At 68.8% G+C, this 16,902-nt stretch carries 15 protein-coding genes and 1 tRNA gene; 6 read left to right on the top strand and 10 right to left on the bottom strand.

Going from position 1 to position 16,902, the window contains the following annotated elements; all coding sequences use genetic code 11:
• The first annotated feature begins 54 nt into the window (after positions 1–54).
• Complete coding sequence (locus OG982_RS06505) at positions 55–1,470, top strand: aminotransferase class V-fold PLP-dependent enzyme (RefSeq protein WP_266948106.1); 1,416 nt, start codon at positions 55–57, stop codon at positions 1,468–1,470.
• Complete coding sequence (locus OG982_RS06500; RefSeq protein WP_266788957.1) at positions 1,467–2,876, top strand: lysine N(6)-hydroxylase/L-ornithine N(5)-oxygenase family protein; 1,410 nt, start codon at positions 1,467–1,469, stop codon at positions 2,874–2,876. The genes OG982_RS06505 and OG982_RS06500 overlap by 4 nt, the downstream gene beginning before the upstream one ends.
• 115 nt (positions 2,877–2,991) lie before the next feature.
• Here the strand turns inward: OG982_RS06500 and OG982_RS06495 are convergent, their stop codons facing one another.
• Positions 2,992–4,782 (bottom strand): bifunctional UDP-sugar hydrolase/5'-nucleotidase, encoded by a 1,791-nt coding sequence (locus OG982_RS06495; protein WP_266948104.1) that lies wholly within the window; start codon positions 4,780–4,782, stop codon positions 2,992–2,994.
• A gap of 168 nt (positions 4,783–4,950) precedes the next feature.
• Here OG982_RS06495 and OG982_RS06490 point away from each other — a divergent pair, with 168 nt between their 5' ends.
• From OG982_RS06490 to OG982_RS06480, 3 genes are all read left to right on the top strand, one after another.
• Positions 4,951–5,655, top strand: a complete 705-nt coding sequence (locus OG982_RS06490; protein ID WP_266788959.1) for an SIMPL domain-containing protein — start codon at positions 4,951–4,953, stop codon at positions 5,653–5,655.
• Positions 5,656–5,800: 145 nt separating this feature from the next.
• On the top strand, positions 5,801–7,228 hold the full coding sequence (pyk, locus tag OG982_RS06485) for a pyruvate kinase (protein WP_266788961.1): 1,428 nt from the start codon (positions 5,801–5,803) through the stop codon (positions 7,226–7,228).
• A 115-nt stretch (positions 7,229–7,343) separates the two neighbouring features.
• Positions 7,344–7,799, top strand: a complete 456-nt coding sequence (locus tag OG982_RS06480) for a MarR family transcriptional regulator (RefSeq protein ID WP_266948102.1) — start codon at positions 7,344–7,346, stop codon at positions 7,797–7,799.
• Positions 7,800–7,901: 102 nt separating this feature from the next.
• Here the strand turns inward: OG982_RS06480 and OG982_RS06475 are convergent, their stop codons facing one another.
• From OG982_RS06475 to OG982_RS06465, 3 genes are all read right to left on the bottom strand, one after another.
• The gene (locus OG982_RS06475; RefSeq protein ID WP_266948100.1) at positions 7,902–8,423 is read right to left on the bottom strand and encodes a GNAT family N-acetyltransferase; all 522 of its coding nucleotides are present in this window, start codon (positions 8,421–8,423) and stop codon (positions 7,902–7,904) included.
• Positions 8,424–8,439: 16 nt separating this feature from the next.
• Positions 8,440–9,189 (bottom strand): helix-turn-helix domain-containing protein, encoded by a 750-nt coding sequence (locus OG982_RS06470; RefSeq protein WP_266948098.1) that lies wholly within the window; start codon positions 9,187–9,189, stop codon positions 8,440–8,442.
• Positions 9,190–9,298: 109 nt separating this feature from the next.
• Positions 9,299–9,373 (bottom strand) — tRNA-Leu (locus OG982_RS06465).
• Between the two features lie 98 nt (positions 9,374–9,471).
• Here OG982_RS06465 and OG982_RS06460 point away from each other — a divergent pair.
• Positions 9,472–10,125, top strand: coding sequence for an ANTAR domain-containing response regulator (locus tag OG982_RS06460; RefSeq protein ID WP_266948096.1), 654 nt, complete (start codon positions 9,472–9,474; stop codon positions 10,123–10,125).
• A 68-nt stretch (positions 10,126–10,193) separates the two neighbouring features.
• Here the strand turns inward: OG982_RS06460 and OG982_RS06455 are convergent, their stop codons facing one another.
• From OG982_RS06455 to OG982_RS06430, 6 genes are all read right to left on the bottom strand, one after another.
• Entirely contained in the window at positions 10,194–10,910 is a 717-nt protein-coding gene (locus tag OG982_RS06455) for an ABC transporter ATP-binding protein (protein ID WP_266788969.1), read from the bottom strand.
• The gene (locus OG982_RS06450; RefSeq protein ID WP_266948094.1) at positions 10,907–11,959 is read right to left on the bottom strand and encodes an ABC transporter ATP-binding protein; all 1,053 of its coding nucleotides are present in this window, start codon (positions 11,957–11,959) and stop codon (positions 10,907–10,909) included. Before OG982_RS06450 ends, OG982_RS06455 begins: the two co-directional genes overlap by 4 nt.
• Before the next feature lie 5 nt (positions 11,960–11,964).
• Positions 11,965–13,689, bottom strand: coding sequence for a branched-chain amino acid ABC transporter permease (locus tag OG982_RS06445; RefSeq protein WP_266788971.1), 1,725 nt, complete (start codon positions 13,687–13,689; stop codon positions 11,965–11,967).
• A 5-nt stretch (positions 13,690–13,694) separates the two neighbouring features.
• Complete coding sequence (locus OG982_RS06440; protein ID WP_266788973.1) at positions 13,695–14,627, bottom strand: branched-chain amino acid ABC transporter permease; 933 nt, start codon at positions 14,625–14,627, stop codon at positions 13,695–13,697.
• Between the two features lie 110 nt (positions 14,628–14,737).
• A complete protein-coding gene (locus tag OG982_RS06435) occupies positions 14,738–15,973 on the bottom strand; it encodes a branched-chain amino acid ABC transporter substrate-binding protein (RefSeq protein WP_266788975.1) in 1,236 nt (411 codons plus the stop codon).
• A gap of 546 nt (positions 15,974–16,519) precedes the next feature.
• Complete coding sequence (locus OG982_RS06430) at positions 16,520–16,762, bottom strand: hypothetical protein (protein WP_266948092.1); 243 nt, start codon at positions 16,760–16,762, stop codon at positions 16,520–16,522.
• Positions 16,763–16,902: the final 140 nt, after the last annotated feature.

The following is a 16,902-nucleotide window of genomic DNA, read 5'->3' as shown; positions in this document are numbered from 1 at the left end:
CCGGCCACCGGACACCCACACGGCACCGCCGACCCGTTCCCGTGAGGACCCCGCATGACAGCGCCCCCCGGCAGCCCCGGCACACCCGGCGACGGCCCCGCCCTGCCGCCGCTCTCCGGCGGGCCCGGCGGCCCCGACGCGCTGCGACCGCTCCTCGGCACCGTCCTCGACGCCCTGCGCACCGGCGCCGCCGCCCGCCGCGGGCCCCTTCCCGCCGGCGGCCCCGACGCCGTCGCCGCCCGTGTCGCCGCCGCGCTGGGCGACGTACTGCCCGAGCACGGGACCGGCGATCACGAGGCGCTCCGGACCCTCGTCCACACCCTCGCCGCCGGCGCCGCCGACCCCGCCGACCCGCTGTGCGCGGCCCACCTGCACTGCCCGCCCCTCGCCGTCGCGGCCGCCGCCGACCTCGCCGTCAGCGCCCTCAACCCCTCACTCGACTCCTGGGACCAGGCCCCCGCCGCCTCCGCCATCGAGGCCCTCCTCACCCGCACCCTCGCCGCCGAGCTCTACGACACGCCTCACCCCGACGCCCTCGTCACCACCGGCGGCACCGAAGCCAACCAACTCGCCCTCCTCCTCGCCCGCGAGCGCCACGGCCCCCACCTCACCGTCCTCCACGGAGCAGGCGCCCACCACTCCGTCCCCCGCGCCGCCTGGCTCCTCGGCCTGCCCCCCGCCCGCGCCCTCCCCACCCCCACCGGCACCCTCGACCCCGCCCGCCTCCACGAGGCCCTCGCCCGCACCCCCGGCCCCGTCCTCGTCACCGCCACCGCCGGAACCACCGACGCCGGACTCATCGACCCCCTCGAAGCCATCGCCGACCTCTGCGACCACCACGGCGCCGACCTCCACATCGACGCCGCCTACGGCGGACTCCTCGCCCTCAGCCCCCGCCACCGCCACAAGCTCCGCGGCCTGCACCGAGCCCACTCCGTCACCCTCGACCTGCACAAACTCGGCTGGCAACCCGTCGCCGCAGGCCTGATCGCCGTCCCCGACACCGCCCTGCTGGCCCCCCTCGCCCACCAGGCCGACTACCTCAACGCCACCGACGACACCGAAGCCGGCCTCCCCGACCTCCTCGGCCGCTCCCTGCGCACCACACGACGCCCCGACGCCCTCAAGATCGCCGCCACCCTGCGCTCCCTCGGCCGCGACGGCCTCGCCCGCCTCATCGACCACACCTGCGCCGCCGCCCACCACCTCGCCGAACTCCTCGACGCCCACCCCCGCTTCGAACTCCACTCGGCCCCCACCATCACCACAGTCCTCTTCCGCCCCACCCCCACGGACGACGACCAGCTCGCCACCCTGCGCCGCACCCTCCTCCTCGACGGAAGCGCCGTACTCGGCCGCGCCACCGCCGACGGCCGGCTCTGGCTCAAAACCACCCTCCTCAACCCCCACACCACGGCCGGCGACCTGGACACCCTCGTCACCCTCCTGGAAGGCAGCACCCAGCCATGACCGCCCAGCTCGACGCCCCCCACGACCTCGTCGGAATCGGCATCGGCCCCTTCAACCTCTCCCTCGCCGCCCTCGCCCACGGCCTGCCCCACCAAGGCGCCGGCGAACTCGCCACCGCCTTCTACGACCAGCGCCGCGACTTCCGCTGGCACCCCGGACTCCTCATCGAAGGCGCCACCCTCCAAGTCCCCTTCCTCGCCGACCTCGTCACCCTCGCCGACCCCGCCAGCCCCTGGAGCTTCCTCAGCTACCTCAAGCACAAGGAACGCCTCTTCCCCTTCTACTTCGCCGAGCAGTTCCACATCCAGCGCGCCGAATACGACTCCTACTGCCGCTGGGTCGCCGGCCGCCTGCCCGGACTCCACTTCGGCCACCAGGTCGACGCCGTCCGCTGGAACCCCGAACGCGATCTCTTCGAAGTCGACTTCACCCAGATCGACACCGACGGCGAAGCCGAAGCCCTCGGCCGCACCTACACCCGCAACCTCGCCCTCGGCATCGGCACCGCCCCCCACATCCCCGAACCCCTGCGCCCCCTCGCCGAAGCCCCCACCGTCCCCGTCATCCACTCCGCCGACTACCTCGACAACCGCGACCGCGTCCTCGGCGCCGAACACGTCACCATCATCGGATCCGGCCAGTCCGGCGCCGAGGTCTTCCTCGACCTGCTCCGCACCCGCCCCGCCGGCCGCGAACGCCTCACCTGGCTCGCCCGCACCCCCTCCTTCGCCCCCATGGAGTACTCCAAGCTCGGCCTCGAACACTTCACCCCCGACTACAGCCGCTACTTCCACTCCCTGCCCGAACCCGTCCGCAACCGCCTCGTCCCCGCCCAATGGCAACTCCACAAAGGCATCGACGCCGGCACCATCGCCGCCATCCACGAAGAGCTCTACCGCCGCACCCTCCACGGCGGCTGGCCCGACACCGTCCTCACCCCCGGAGTCACCGTCCGCACCGCCGGCCGCGTCGCCACCACCAAAGTCGAACTCCACCTCGAACACGTCGAACAGGGCACCCGCACCCGCCTCACCACCGACGCCGTCATCCTCGCCACCGGCTACCGCGAACGCCCCCTCAGCAGCCTCCTCGCCGGACTCGACCCCTACCTCCGCAAGGACTCCACCGGCCGCCCCCGCATCGACGACCGCTACCGCATGGTCCTCGACCCCGCCGTCACCGGCAGCGTCTTCGTACAGAACGGCGAACGCCACAGCCACGGCGTCGGCGCCCCCGACCTCGGCCTCGCCGCCTGGCGCAGCGCCGCCATCCTCAACACCCTCACCGGCAAAGACCCCTACCCCCAGCCCACCCGCACCGCCTTCACCACCTTCGGCCTCGACCAGCGCGAACACGCCCGCCCCCGCCCCGCCGGCGAACTCCTCCCCCTCGTCGAACACCCGTAGGAGCCACCCCGCGAACCACCCCGCCCCGGCAACCGCATCCGCACACCACCCCCTGAACGCACACGGGGCCGGGACCCGCCGCCGCGGACCCCGGCCCCACACCGGCGAGCAGCGCCTAGAACACCGGCACACCCGCCCGCGTCAGACGCCAGTCCACCGAAGCGAACCGCGCCGGATCCACCGCCCCCTTCGCCTTCACCCACTGGATGATCGTGTTGCGGATCTCGTCCGAATTCGCCCACAACTGCTTCGCCTGCGGCACGTGCGGGAACGCCCCGCCACCCGACGCCCGGTAGTTGTTCACCGCCAGCACGAACCGCGCCGCCGGATCCACCGCCTTGCCCTCGAAAGACAACCCCGTGATCCGCGAACCCTTCGGCTGCGCGATGTCGACGTCGTACGAAAGCCCGTACACCGCGTCGTAGTTGTAGTCCGGAATACCCTCCGCGTTCGTCAGCGCCGCCGGATCCACCGGCGCGCCCACCGCGGTCTGCACGTAATACCGGGCCGAGTACTCCAGGTAGTCCTTCAGCTGCGCACCCGTCAGCAGCCGCGCCTCAAGGGTGTTCTCGAACGGGTACAGCCCCGCCGCGTCCTTGATCGTCACCTGGCCCGCCGGGATCGCCGCCGTCCGCGAGAAGCACGACGCCTGCGACAGCACCGGCAGCGCCGCCCACTCCGTCCCGGCGAGCGCCCCCTTCACCGTCTCCGCCTGCACGTGGTTGATCAGGTCGATGATCGCCACGTCCTTGACCGGACCCTCCGCCGAGCTCATCGCCTGCGTCGACGTCCCGATCACCTGGTTGACGTACGAGACGACCTTCCCGTGCTCGTCCCGCAACAGCCGGACTATCTTCGGGTCCTCGGCGACCGTGTTCGAGTTCAGCACCTGCGCCGACACCTTCGCCACCGACCAGCAGCCCTTCGACCACGTCAGCTCGAAGTCGAACAGCGTCAGCCGCTGCCCCCACTTCAGCGGCTCCGACAGCACCACGTCCTTGCCGGTCGCCTTGTTCTTCACCCGGTACTCCGGGATCTCCGTGTGCGCGTGCCCCACCAGGATCGCGTCGATCCCCGGCACCTGCTCCGCCACCAGCCCCGCCGCGTTCTCGACGTACGGCAGCTGGTCCCCGTAACTCGACGTACCGCTCGACCCCGAATGCGCCGACACGATCACCACGTCCGCACCCAGCGCCCGCAGCCGCGGCACGTACTTCGCCGCCTGCTCCTCAAGACCGGGGAACGTCATCTTCCCCTGCACGTTCGCCTTGTCCCAGATCGCGATCCCCGGGTTCGTCAGCCCCAGCACCGCCACCTTCACGTCCCGCCCGAACGGCGTCCGCAGACAGTGCATGCTGTACGGAGGGAACGCCGGCCGCAGCGTCTTCGCGTCCAGCGCGTTCGCCCCCAGCAGCGGGAAATCACACTGCTCCTCGAACTTCCGCAGCACCGGAATGCCGTAATTGAACTCGTGGTTGCCCAGCGCCGCCGCGTCGTAGCCGATCGCGTTCATCGCCTGCGCCATCGGGTGCACCGGACCCCGCCGCGCGGTGATCGGATCCACCTTCGCGTAGTAGTACGACAGCTGCGTGCCCTGGATCGTGTCACCGGCATCGATCAGCAGCGTGTTGCGCCGCCCCTTCTGCGCCCGCACCTGGTTCACCAGCGTCGAGATCTTCGCCAGACCGACGTCGTTGTGCGCCTTGTCGTCGAACTCCTTGTCCGTGAAATAGTCCCAGTTGAAGACATTCCCGTGCAGATCGGTCGTACCCATCACCGTGAACGAGTACGTCCGCGGCCGCGACCCGGAATGCGCGGCGGCCGGGGTGCTCGCGGCCCCCGCCAACGCCACGGCCGCACCCGTCGCGGCCGTGGTCCCCAGAAACGTCCTGCGGTCGAACGCCATGCCATCTCCCCTTGTGAGGCGTGAAACAACGCGCCTGAACAACGCGCCTGAACAATGCGCCTGAACAACGCGCGTAGATTCTGACCCACGGGTAACAAGCAGCAACACCCCACCCGGGTCTCGATCCGATGACCACACCCGAACAGGCGTCGGTGCGACAGTGGAACCATGACTCAGGACGCAGCCCACCAGCCCTACGGAACCCCCGAAGTCCCCCGCGTCGCAGTCCGGGGCGAAGCCCGGCTCGAAGTCGACCCCGAGATCGCCCGCATCGGGATCACCGTCAGCGCCCGCGGCACCGACCGCCGCACCGCCCTCGAAGACCTCACCCGACGCAACAACTCCGTACTCGACCTCATCAAGAGCTACGGCGAACCCGTCGAAAAACTCGAAACCGGCGCCTTCTCCATCACCCCCGAACTCACCCGCCACGGCCGCGCCGAACGCGTCCGCGCCTACCACGGACGAGTGCACATCACCGCCGAGCTCAACGACTTCACCGCTCTGGGTGAACTCACCACCCGCCTCGCCGACCTCGAACTCACCCGCGTCGACGGACCCTGGTGGGCCCTGCGCCCCACCTCACCCGCCCACGGCCAGGCCCGCCGCCAGGCCGTACTCGAAGCCGTCCAGCGCGCCCGCGAATACGCCGAAGCCCTCGGCGCCCGCCTCGCCGCCCTCGTCGAACTCGCCGACCTCGGCGCCGAGAACGCCATCGCCCTCAGCGCCGCCGCCCCCGGCGGCACGATGCGCTCCATGGCCTACGGCGGAGCCGAGGACGCCGGCGCCCCGCCCCTCGATCTCGAACCCCAGCGGCAGACCGTATTCGCCCAGGTCAACGCCCGTTTCACGATGACCCCGCCGCAACTCTGAAAACCACACAAAACCTGCCGCGGGGGTGCTCATCAGAGCACCCCCGCGCACATTCAACAATTGTCAACAACCTTTTGCTCAAAGGTTGTTGAGTGGACACCCGGAACCAATTTCCTACTGCCTGGTAGGGGCATACCCTCGCCCCATGCGCCGAGCGAAAATCGTATGTACCCTGGGCCCCGCCACCGACTCATACGACCAGATCAAAGCCCTGGTCGAAGCCGGAATGGACATCGCCCGCCTCAACCTCAGCCACGGCACCTACGCCGAACACGAGGAGCGCTACCAGCGCGTACGCAAGGCATCCGACGAAACCGGCCACAGCGTCGGCATCCTCGCCGACCTTCAAGGCCCGAAGATCCGACTCGGCCGCTTCCGCGAAGGGCCCGTACTCCTTGAACGCGGCGACGAGTTCACCATCACCACCGAACACCACGAAGGCGACCGCCACACCTGCGGCACCACCTACAAAGGCCTCGCCACCGACGTCACCACCGGCGAACGCATCCTCGTCGACGACGGCCGCGTCACCCTCCAAGTCACCGCCGTAGAAGGCCCCCACGTCCGCACCACCGTCATCGAAGGCGGCATGGTCTCCGACCACAAGGGACTCAACCTCCCCGGAGTCGCCGTCTCCGTCCCCGCCCTCTCCGACAAGGACATCGAAGACCTCCGCTGGGCCCTGCGCACCGGCGCCGACGTCATCGCCCTCTCCTTCGTCCGCAGCGGCCGCGACATCGAAGACGTCCACCGCATCATGGACGAAGAAGGCCGACGCCTCCCCGTCATCGCCAAAATCGAAAAACCCCAAGCCGTCGAAAACATCGACGAAATCGTCGCCGCATTCGACGGCATCATGGTCGCCCGCGGCGACCTCGGCGTCGAAATGCCCCTCGAACAAGTCCCCATCGTCCAAAAGCGAGCCGTCAAACTCGCCAAGCGCAACGCCAAACCCGTCATCGTCGCCACCCAGATGCTCGACTCGATGATCGAAAACTCCCGCCCCACCCGAGCCGAAGCATCCGACGTCGCCAACGCCATCATCGACGGCACCGACGCCGTCATGCTCTCCGGCGAAACCAGCGTCGGCAAATACCCCGTCGAAACCGTCAAAACCATGTCCCGCATCGTCGAAGCCGCCGAAGAAGACATCCTCGCCAAGGGCCTCCCCCCACTCACCGACCGCAACAAACCCCGCACCCAAGGCGGAGCCGTCGCCCGAGCCGCCGCCGAAATGGGCGACTTCCTCGACGCCAAATACCTCATCGCCTTCACCCAGAGCGGAGACACCGTCCGCCGACTCTCCCGCTACCGCTCACCCATCCCCCTCCTCGCCTTCACCCCCGACCCCGCCACCCGCTCCCAACTCAACCTCACCTGGGGCGTCGAAACCTTCCTCGGACCCCACGTCGACTCCACCGACGCCATGGTCGCCCAAGTCGAAGAAGAACTCCTGCGCATCGGCCGCTGCGTCCCCGGCGACACCGTCGTCATCACCGCCGGCTCACCCCCCGGCGTCACCGGCTCCACCAACCTCGTCCGCGTCCACCACATCGGCGACCCCGTCCGCTGAACGCCCACAGGCACCACCCCACCGCGTCGGGCACCACCCCCCGCCCGACGCGGCCACCGCCACCCCCGCCACCACCCTTGACCTCAACCCCACTGGAGGTCCTACCGTCACAGCCATGACGATCACCCACCACCCCCAAGACCGCATCGCCGCCCAGCCCATCGGCTACTGGACCCGCGAAACCGCCAACCTCGTCATCGGCGCCCTCCGCACCGCCCTCGCCGAAGAAAACCTCACCCAACCCCACTGGTGGATCCTCAACCACATCGCCGCATCCCCCGACACATGGCAACGCACCACCCTCACCGAAAAACTCGCCCCCTACGACGACCAGAACACCGACTTCAACGCCGTCTACGACGACCTCACCACCCGCGGCTGGCTCACCGAAACCAACGGCGCCCTCACCCTCACCGAAGCAGGCGAAGCCGGCCGCCAACGCGCCCACACCCGCAACGCCAAAGTCCACACCCGCATGCGCGAAGGCATCGACGACACCACCTACGCCGCCACCATCAACACCCTCCGCCGCCTCACCGCCAACCTCGGCGGCAACAGCGAACTCCCCTGACACCCACCCCGGGCGCCCCAGGCACACCACCCCGACCGCCTCCTACCCACACGGCCAACCGGACACAGGCCAGACCGCACCCGCCGATCACACACCCGCCGATCACACACCCGCAACGACCGGCGCCGCATAACACCGCACCAACACCGTCTGCTCCACACCCCACCGCTGCTCCACCGTGCCCAACAGCACCCAGCCCAGACGCTCGTACAGCGCCACAGCCGCAGCGTCCGAGGCCACCACATCCAGCACCGGATGCAGACCCCGCCCCACCGCCTCCCGCACCGCCCGCGCCATCAGCAGCGCCCCGACCCCACGGCCCCGCGCACCCGGCCCCACGAACAGACGGCTCACCACCGCCACCGCCGGACCGCCACCCCACAGCACCGGAGCCGCATCACCAGACTCCGCCCGGGACAGCCCCACATGCCCGACGACCCGCCCGTCCACCTCGGCCACCCACGCCGCCAACAACCCCGGCGTCGCAAGCCAGCCGTCCGGCTGCTCCGGCCAGTTCACCGGATACCCGTCCCGCCGATGGACCTCGCCCAGCACCTCGACACACCCCCCGAGGTCGGCCCCCGTACGACGCCGGACCAGGACACCGCCGCTCTCGCTGCTCATCCGGGCAGGCTACGCGCTAGTACTTCGGCCCGATGTGCACGTCCATCAACGCGACCGACGCCTTGCGGGCGATGGACACGTTGAAGGGGTCACTGCCGCGCGCGAGCACGGTCCACTCGACGCCGACCTTGGTGAGCGTGTCCGTACACAGCTTCCGGATGTCGTCGGACTTGTTGGTGAAGAAGTACCGCGGGTACTCGTAGCGCTTGCCGTTGCGGACGGTCCAGTTGGTGATCCGACACCCGTCGGAGTGGATCAGCCCCCGGACGAACTCCCAGGGGTGCGCGTCCACGATCTCCTGCTGCCAGCTTTCGAGAACGATCCGCCGCTCGTGCTTTCTGCCCGGCCCGTGCTGCGGGAACAGGCAGGTCCAGTGCCGCCCGTAGCTGGTGACGGCGACGCAGCCCTGCTTCTGCAGCAGGTAGACCTTGTCGTGAGGCCGGACGGCGGTGATCGCGGCGCGGCACTGCTCGATGAGGCCGGGCCAGGCGTCCGCGCAGGCGATCCGGAGGTGATGCCCACCCCGGGGGTGTGGGCTGATGCAGCCGTCGCCGAGGTAGAGGCCCAGGAGGTACGCGTACGAGGCTCCGTCGGCGGGTGCCGCGCATGGTTCGGCTTGATTGAGCAGGCGGGGGAGGGGCTGGAGCCGGGATCGCCACGCTCGGATGGCAGAGCGGGATATCCCGGTCTCCTTGCTGACGGAGTTCATGCTGCGCCCCTCGGCGAGCAAGTCCAGGGCGTGGGCGCGAGTGGCCAAGTCGTACATGCGATCGACGCTGCCGCGTGAAATTCGCTCACGTGGCGCATTTCGGGGAGCTTCGCTGAAAAGAGTGATGGCCACGCGGTTGTCGCGTGACCATGGAATCGAAGCAAAGTGCCCCAGGTGGGATTCGAACCCACACTGTCCGCTGTTTGAGAGCGGCCTCTCTGACCAGTTGGAGTACTGGGGCCTAAGAAACAAAGGCTCAGGGGAGCCCTGCGGGACACTACCTTACAGGAGCTAGGTAGGCTCAGGGGAGCTGTAATGCCCCGCAACGAGGAGCCATCCGTGACCGCCGAGCACGAGTCGACGCCCACGCCCGACGCCGACCAGTCGCACGTTCCGCCGCTGACGACCCGCGTCGTCATCGCCGAGGACGAGGCGCTCATCCGTCTTGATCTCAAGGAGATGCTCGAAGAGGAGGGCTACTCCGTCGTCGGCGAGGCCGGAGACGGGCAGACGGCCGTCGAGCTGGCCCGGGAGCACCGCCCGGACCTGGTGATCCTGGACGTGAAGATGCCCGTCCTGGACGGGATCTCCGCCGCTGAGAAGATCGCGGAGGAGTCCATCGCCCCCGTTCTGATGCTGACCGCGTTCTCGCAGCGCGACCTGGTCGAGCGGGCGCGGGACGCCGGGGCCATGGCGTACCTGGTGAAGCCGTTCAGCAAGAGCGACGTCGTGCCGGCCATCGAGATGGCGGTGTCGCGGTTCGCGGAGCTGAAGGCGCTGGAGAAGGAGGTCGCGGACCTTTCGCTGCGGCTGGAGACCCGCAAGCTGGTGGACCGGGCGAAGAGCATTCTGCAGACCCAGTACGGGCTGACGGAGCCGGCGGCGTTCCGCTGGATCCAGAAGACGTCGATGGACCGGCGCATGTCGATGCAGCAGGTCGCCGAGGCGGTCATCGAGGACGCCGAGGAGAAGAAGAACGCGGCGAAGGGCTGAGCAGGCCCCTGAAACGCGCGTGAGGCCCGCCACCGGGTTCCGGTGGCGGGCCTCACGTGTCGTACGGGTCAGTCTTCGCCGAGGTAGGCCTTGCGGACGTCCTCGTTGTGGAGGAGCTCCTGGCCGGTGCCGGAGAGGACGATCTTGCCGATCTCCATCACGTGGGCCTGGTCGGCGAGGGAGAGCGCCGCCTGGGCGTTCTGCTCGACGAGCAGGATGGTGGTGCCCGTGGACTTGAGTTCGGCGATGGTCGCCATGATCTTGTGCATCATGAGGGGGGAGAGGCCCATGGAGGGCTCGTCCAGCATGAGCAGCTTGGGGCGGGACATGAGGGCCCGGCCCATGGCGAGCATCTGCTGTTCGCCGCCCGAGAGGGTGCCGGCGGCCTGCTTGCGGCGTTCGCCCAGGATGGGGAACATCTCGTAGGCGCGCTGGACGTCCTGCTCGATGCCGTCCTTGTCGGTGCGCAGGAAGGCGCCGAGCTGGAGGTTTTCGGCGATCGTCAGCCGGGGGAAGATGTGGCGTCCCTCGGGGGAGTGGGCGAGGCCCAGGGAGACGATCTTGTGGGCGGGGACCTGTCCGAGGGGCATGCCGTCGAAGGTGACGGTGCCGCTGACGGGCTTGAGGAGTCCGGAGAGGGTCCGCAGGGTGGTGGTCTTGCCGGCGCCGTTGGTGCCGACGAGGCAGACGATTTCGCCTTCGTTGACTTCGAAGGAGATTCCCTTGACGGCTTCGATCTTGCCGTAGGCGACCTTGAGGTCTTCGACCTTGAGCAGTGCGGTCATTTGGCCTCTCCTTCCGTGCTGGTGGTGCTGGTCGTGCTGGTGGTGCCGGTGGTGCTTTCTTCCGGCTCCGCCGCGGCCGGGGCGGCTTCCTCGGCCGGGGCTTCGTCGGCCGTGTCGGCTTCGGCGGCCTCGGGCTCCGGCTCCGCCTCGGCGGCGGTCTCCGGCTCCGGCTCCGGTTCCGGGGCGGTTTCCGCCTCGGCGGCCGCGGCGGCGTTCTCCTCGGCCGCTTCGACCGCGGCGTCTTCGGTCGCGCCCGGGTCGCCCTCGAAGGGTTCGCCGAGGTAGGCGGCGATGACGCGCTCGTCGCCCTGGACTTCGGAGGCGGTGCCTTCGATGAGCTTCTCGCCCTGGACGAGGCAGGCGACGCGGTCGCACAGGTTGAAGATGAAGCGCATGTCGTGCTCGATGACGAGGACGGCGATGCCCATGTCCCGGATCGCGAAGATGAGTTCTTCGGCGGCGCGGGTTTCCTGCGGGTTCATGCCGGCGGTGGGCTCGTCGAGGAGGATGAGTCCGGGGTCGCTGGCGAGGGCGCGGGCGATTTCGAGCTTGCGCTGTTCGCCGTAGGGGAGGTTCTTGGCGAGGTGCCCGGCCTTGTGCTGGAGGCCGATGAACTCCAGGAGTTCCATGGCCCGTGCTTCGCTGGCGGCTTCGGCCTTCTTGAAGCCGGGGCCGCGCAGGAGGGCGGACCAGAGGCCTTCCTTGGTGCGGGTGTGGCGTCCGACGAGGACGTTTTCCAGCACGGTCATGTTGTGGAAGAGCCGGATGTTCTGGAAGGTGCGGGCGATGCCGGCGTTGGTGACCAGGTGGGGCTTGGGCGGCAGGACCGTGCCCTTGTAGCTGACGGTTCCCTCGGTGGGGACGTACAGCCCGGTGAGGCAGTTGAAGAAGGTGGTCTTGCCGGCGCCGTTGGGGCCGATGAGTCCGACGATCTCGCCCGCGTTGACCTTGAGGTCGACGCTCTTGACGGCGGTGAGGCCGCCGAAGCGCATGGTGACGCCGCTGGCTTCGAGGACGGTGGTCGTCGTGGTGGTGTCTGTGGTGGTCATGGTGTTCACGCCCCCGCCTTGGCGGTGGCCAGGTCCGTGGGGGCCTGGTCAGCGGTGTCGTCGTGGTACTCGAGCTGCGCGCGCTTGTTGGCGATGAGGCCTTCGGGGCGGAAGCGCATGAGCAGGATGAGGGCGATGCCGAACGCGAGGAGCTGGTAGTCCTGGAGGAAGGCCAGCTTCGCGGGGATCAGGAAGAGCAGTGCGGCGCCGAGGATGGGGCCGCGGATGGTGCCCATGCCGCCGAGGATGACGGCGGCGAGGAGGAACGCGGAGTTCGGCGGGACGGGCCCGGCGAAGACGTAGTTCTCGGGGACGACCGTGCTGTTGACGTGTGCCTGGACGGTGCCGGCGAGGCCGGCGAGGGTGGCGCCGAGGGCGAAGGCGATGAGCTTGACCTTGAAGCCGTTGATGCCCATGGCTTCGGCGGCGGTCTCGTCTTCGCGGATGGCGACCCAGGCGCGGCCGATGCGGCTGTTGCCGGCTCGGGCGAAGACCAGGATGACGAGTGCCATCACGAGCAGCATCAGGAAGTAGTAGTTGGCGTAGGCGCCGAGGGTGATGCCGCCGACGACGTGGGATTCCCCGAAGTTCCACCCGAAGAGTTCGAGGTGGGGGATGTTGGGGATGCCGTTGGGGCCGTTGGTGATGTCGGGGCCGGAGGTGCCGTCGAGGTTGCCCATGGCGATGCGGAAGATTTCTCCGAAGCCGAGGGTGACGATGGCGAGGTAGTCGCCGCGCAGGCGGAGCGTGGGTGCTCCGATGACCACGCCGAAGATGAGCGAGGCGAGGGCGCCGACGATGACCGCTGCCCAGAAGGGGAGCTGGAAGCCGAAGGCGGAGGCGGTGCTTCCGGAGACCAGGGCGGCGGCGTAGGCGCCGACGCCGAGGAAGGCGACGTATCCGAGGTCGAGGAGACCGGCGAGGCCGACGACGACGTTGAGGCCGAGGGCGACGGTCGCGAAGATCAGGATGTTGACCGCGATGAGCGTGTAGGTGTCGCCGCTCTGCTGGATGAAGGGGAAGGCGATCGCGGCGGCCGCGGTTCCGACGAGGGTGACCTGGCGGTTGTTCGCGGTGATGGTGCTGAACCGGTCGAGGAGGCCGGACTTGAGCAGGGCGACGGCCGCGAACCCGACGATGATCAGGTACGTGACGAAGAGCTGGGGCTCCTTGTCGTCGGTGTCGATGCCGAAGGTGATCACGAAGAGGCCGACGGCGAAGGCGGCCGCGATGATGACGATCTCGGCCCAGTTGGGCAGCTTCTTCGCGGGGGCGGCCTTGTGGCTGTCGTCGGTGAGCTTGTGCGCGGCGAGGGCCGGGACGAGCGAGCCGACGAGGGCGACGTAGGCGCCGGGCTCCAGGTGGACGACGCCGCCGAGGACCCACACGATGGCGAGGACGGTGAACCAGGTGCCGGCGAGGGTGCCGAGCGAGAGGATCCACACGGGCTTGCGGGCGCCGGTGGGGGTGAGCCAGCGCAGGCCCTTGACGCCGAGCGCGGAGAGCGCGAAGGCGGCGGTGAGGAGGGCGCCGGCGAGGCTCAGGAACTGGATGGGGGCCGGGCTGCCGTAGTAGGTGAGGTCACCGGGGAACTCGTCGGTCCAGGTCCAGGCGAGGAAGGCGCTGATGATGGTCAGCAGGCTTCCGCCGATGACCGCGTAGAGGAGTGCGGTGCGGGAGACGGCGCCGGTGGCCTCGGCCTCGAGCGGGAGGGTTGCTTCGTTGGTCATGGTTCTCACGCCCGATCCGCGACGCGCTCACCGAGCAGGCCTTGTGGCCGCACGAGGAGGACGACGATGAGGAGTACGAACGCCCAGACGTTGGACCAGGCTCCACCGCCGAGCTGCGACATGCCGGGGATGTCTTCGATGTAGGCGATCGACAGGGCTTCGGCGAGGCCGAGGACGACGCCGCCGACCATGGCTCCGTAGATGTTGCCGATGCCGCCGAGGACGGCCGCGGTGAACGCCTTGAGGCCGAGGATGAAGCCCATTTCGAAGTTGATCTGGCCCTTGTCGAGGCCGTAGGCGACGGCGGCGACGGCTGCGAACGCGGCACCGATGGCGAAGGCCATGACGATGATGCGGTCGGTGTTGATGCCCATCAGCTTCGCGGTGTCGGGGTCCTGCGCGGTGGCCTGCATGGCGCGGCCGCTGCGGCTCTTCTGGACGAAGACGCCGAGGGCGAGCATGCAGAGCGGGGCGAGGATGAGGACGAACGCGTCCGCGCGCTGGATGGCGAGGCTGTCGGTGATCTTGAAGGCTTCGCCCTTGAACTCGGGGAAGCTGACGGCCTTCTTGGCGTCCGGGTAGAACTGCCAGACGAGCTGCTGGAGCGCGATCGAGAGGCCGATTGCGGTGATGAGGGGGGCGAGCCGGGGGGCGCTGCGCAGGGGACGGTACGCGAAGCGTTCGGCTGCGGCGGCTACGGCGACGGAGGTCAGTGCGCCTCCGACGATCATGACGGGTATCGCGATCAGCAGGGAGGTGCCGGTCGGGAGGGCGGTGTAGGCGGTGAGCGCGCCGAAGCCGCCGATCATGAAGATCTCGCCGTGGGCGAAGTTGATGAGCTGGACGATGCCGTAGACCATGGTGTACCCGATGGCGATGAGGCCATAAAGGGCACCGAGGGCAAGGCCGTTGGCCAGCTGTTGCGGCAGTTCGTGCACCGCAGGGCCTCCGATGAGCGTGTCGGATAAGACTCCGCGCGAGGGCGCTGTTTGCGCCCTCGCGCGGTGGTGTGGTTCAGGTGGGGCTGGTGGTGCTGGGTTCTACGGGATTACTGGTTGAACGTGTCGCTCTTGACGTCGATCCACTTGCCGCCCTCGACCTTGTAGACCGTGAGCTGCTTGTTGGTGGTGTCGCCGAACTCGTCGAAGGCGACCTTGCCGGTCACGCCCTCGAAGGACACCTTGGCGAGGGCCTCGACGACCTTGGCGCGGGCGTCGGTGGGGAGCTTGCCACCGTTGGCGGCGACGACGTTCTTGACGGCCTGGACGACGGCCCAGCCGGCGTCGTAGGAGTAGCCGCCGTAAGCCGCGTAGGGGTCCTTGTAGCCGCCGGCCGCGTAGTCGGCGATGAAGGTCTTGGCGGTGGGGAGCTTCTCGACCGGGTAGCCGATGGAGGTGGAGAGGTCGCCCTCGTTGGCCTCGCCGGAGGCGGTGATGAAGGCGGGGTCCTGGATGCCGTCGCCGCCCATGAGCGGGATGTTGGCGCCGGTCTTCTTGATCTGGTCGGCGAGCAGGCCGCCCTCGGGGTACTGGCCGCCGAAGTAGACGGAGTCGGCGCCGGAGGACTTGACCTTGTCGGCGGTGGAGGAGAAGTCGGTCTCCTTCACGGTGACGTGGTCGGTGCCGACGACCTCGCCGCCGAGCTTCTTGAACTCGTCGGAGAAGATCGCGGCGAGGCCGGCGCCGTAGGTCTGCTTGTCGTCGACGACGAAGACCTTCTTCTTGCCGGCGTCCTTGAAGAGGTACTGGGCGGCGAACTTGCCCTGGACCACGTCGGTGGCGGCGGTGCGGAAGTAGGTCTTGAAGGGGCGCTTGTACTCGCCCTTGCCCCAGTTGTCGCCCTGGCTGAGCGCGGGGTTGGTGTTGGCGGGGGAGACCTGCGCCAGGTTGGCGGAGGCGAAGACTCCCTGCATCTGCTGGGCGACGCCGGAGTTCAGCGGGCCGACGACGCCGAGGACGTCCTTGTTGCCGACGAGCTTGGTGGCGTTGGCCTGGCCGGAGGCGGGGACCGCCTGGTCGTCGAGGGCCTCGACCTTGAACTCGATGCCGGGGACCTCGTTGTTCTTGTTGGCCGTCTTGGCCGCGAGGTCGACCGAGTTCTTGATGCCCTGGCCGAGCGCGGAGAGCGAGCCGGTGAGGGGGGCGTCCACGCCGATGACGACGACGGTCTTCTTGCCGTCGGACTTGTCCCCGGTCTTCGCCTCATCGCGCGAACCGCAGGCGGTGAGGGTCAGTGCTCCCGTGGTGATCACGGTGGTGAGGACGAGCAAAGAACGGTGTCGCACGATTCTTCCTTTCCCTGGCGCGGCCGCCTCATGTGTAGAGGTGCCGATTGGTCGCCGGGCCGCACTGGGATGTCCACGGCCGTGCTGATCCGCGCCTTTGCGGCGCGGTGACTGGCCGTGACTCTAGGCCCGAGGTGGTGAATGCGGGGAGCGGAGAAAGGAGGATGTGACGCTCTTGTTATGCCAAGGCCAAGAATGTGTGGCGGGAGTGTGGACAAAACGGACTTTTAATGGCGCCTGGGGGTGACCACATGCTGAGAATTCCCCGTTTCCCTAAGGGGCTTGAGGCCTTCATGGTCCTGTCATTGATCAAATTCGGCCGAATGTCGCTGCGTGTGTCCGAAAGTGACCAGCGGGTGGTATTCGGCAGGGGAAAAAGGGCGATTCCGTAGGGCGTGGGCATTACGGAGCGTAATGGAATGCGTTGATCCACTCCGGGCGGATGGATCTTGTTCGGACACCCGGAGCGCCCGCGACCTGCGGTTCGGCACCGAGGGGCACGTGCCCGGAAGGCGGACAGCGCGTACGGGAATCCGGTCACCCCCCTCAGGTCGGGGGCCGCCAGTTCTCCGAGCTCCAGGTGGCGCCGTCCCGCTCGGCGCAGCGCTGCGCCACGAGCCGGTCGATCAGCTCAAGTGCCTTGTCCTGTCCGGCAGTTCGTTCCTCGGTACGGGCCGCGGCGACCGCTTCCTCGTGGATCTCGTACTGCTGGTTGGAGAGGCCCTTCTGCTCCCAGTCGAGACCGGACCAGTAGGTGCCCTTGAGGGTCTCCTTCGCCCAGTAGGACACCAGACTTGTGCAGACCTGTGCCGGTGAGGAAGTGCCGGGTGCGGGCGTTGGGGTCGCGGGTGGCGCGGAGGGGGCGGAAGTGGAGCATCCGGACAGGGCGAGCGCCGCGAGGAGGGCGGCGACCGCGCGACGTGGTGTGG

The organism is Streptomyces sp. NBC_01551 (genome assembly GCF_026339935.1).
Classification (GTDB): Bacteria; Actinomycetota; Actinomycetes; order Streptomycetales; family Streptomycetaceae; genus Streptomyces.
The sequence above is the reverse complement of the archived record's forward strand: the minus strand, read 5'-3'. Positions and strand labels throughout refer to the sequence as shown.

Excerpts from the sequence above, each read along its gene's own strand:
- OG982_RS06505 (WP_266948106.1), top strand. The coding sequence starts at position 55 with ATGACAGCGCCCCCCGGCAGCCCCGGCACACCCGGCGACGGCCCCGCC.
- OG982_RS06500 (WP_266788957.1), top strand. The coding sequence starts at position 1,467 with ATGACCGCCCAGCTCGACGCCCCCCACGACCTCGTCGGAATCGGCATC.
- OG982_RS06495 (WP_266948104.1), bottom strand. The coding sequence starts at position 4,782 with ATGGCGTTCGACCGCAGGACGTTTCTGGGGACCACGGCCGCGACGGGT.
- OG982_RS06490 (WP_266788959.1), top strand. The coding sequence starts at position 4,951 with ATGACTCAGGACGCAGCCCACCAGCCCTACGGAACCCCCGAAGTCCCC.
- pyk (WP_266788961.1), top strand. The coding sequence starts at position 5,801 with ATGCGCCGAGCGAAAATCGTATGTACCCTGGGCCCCGCCACCGACTCA.
- OG982_RS06480 (WP_266948102.1), top strand. The coding sequence starts at position 7,344 with ATGACGATCACCCACCACCCCCAAGACCGCATCGCCGCCCAGCCCATC.
- OG982_RS06475 (WP_266948100.1), bottom strand. The coding sequence starts at position 8,423 with ATGAGCAGCGAGAGCGGCGGTGTCCTGGTCCGGCGTCGTACGGGGGCC.
- OG982_RS06470 (WP_266948098.1), bottom strand. The coding sequence starts at position 9,189 with ATGTACGACTTGGCCACTCGCGCCCACGCCCTGGACTTGCTCGCCGAG.
- OG982_RS06455 (WP_266788969.1), bottom strand. The coding sequence starts at position 10,910 with ATGACCGCACTGCTCAAGGTCGAAGACCTCAAGGTCGCCTACGGCAAG.
- OG982_RS06450 (WP_266948094.1), bottom strand. The coding sequence starts at position 11,959 with ATGACCACCACAGACACCACCACGACGACCACCGTCCTCGAAGCCAGC.
- OG982_RS06445 (WP_266788971.1), bottom strand. The coding sequence starts at position 13,689 with ATGACCAACGAAGCAACCCTCCCGCTCGAGGCCGAGGCCACCGGCGCC.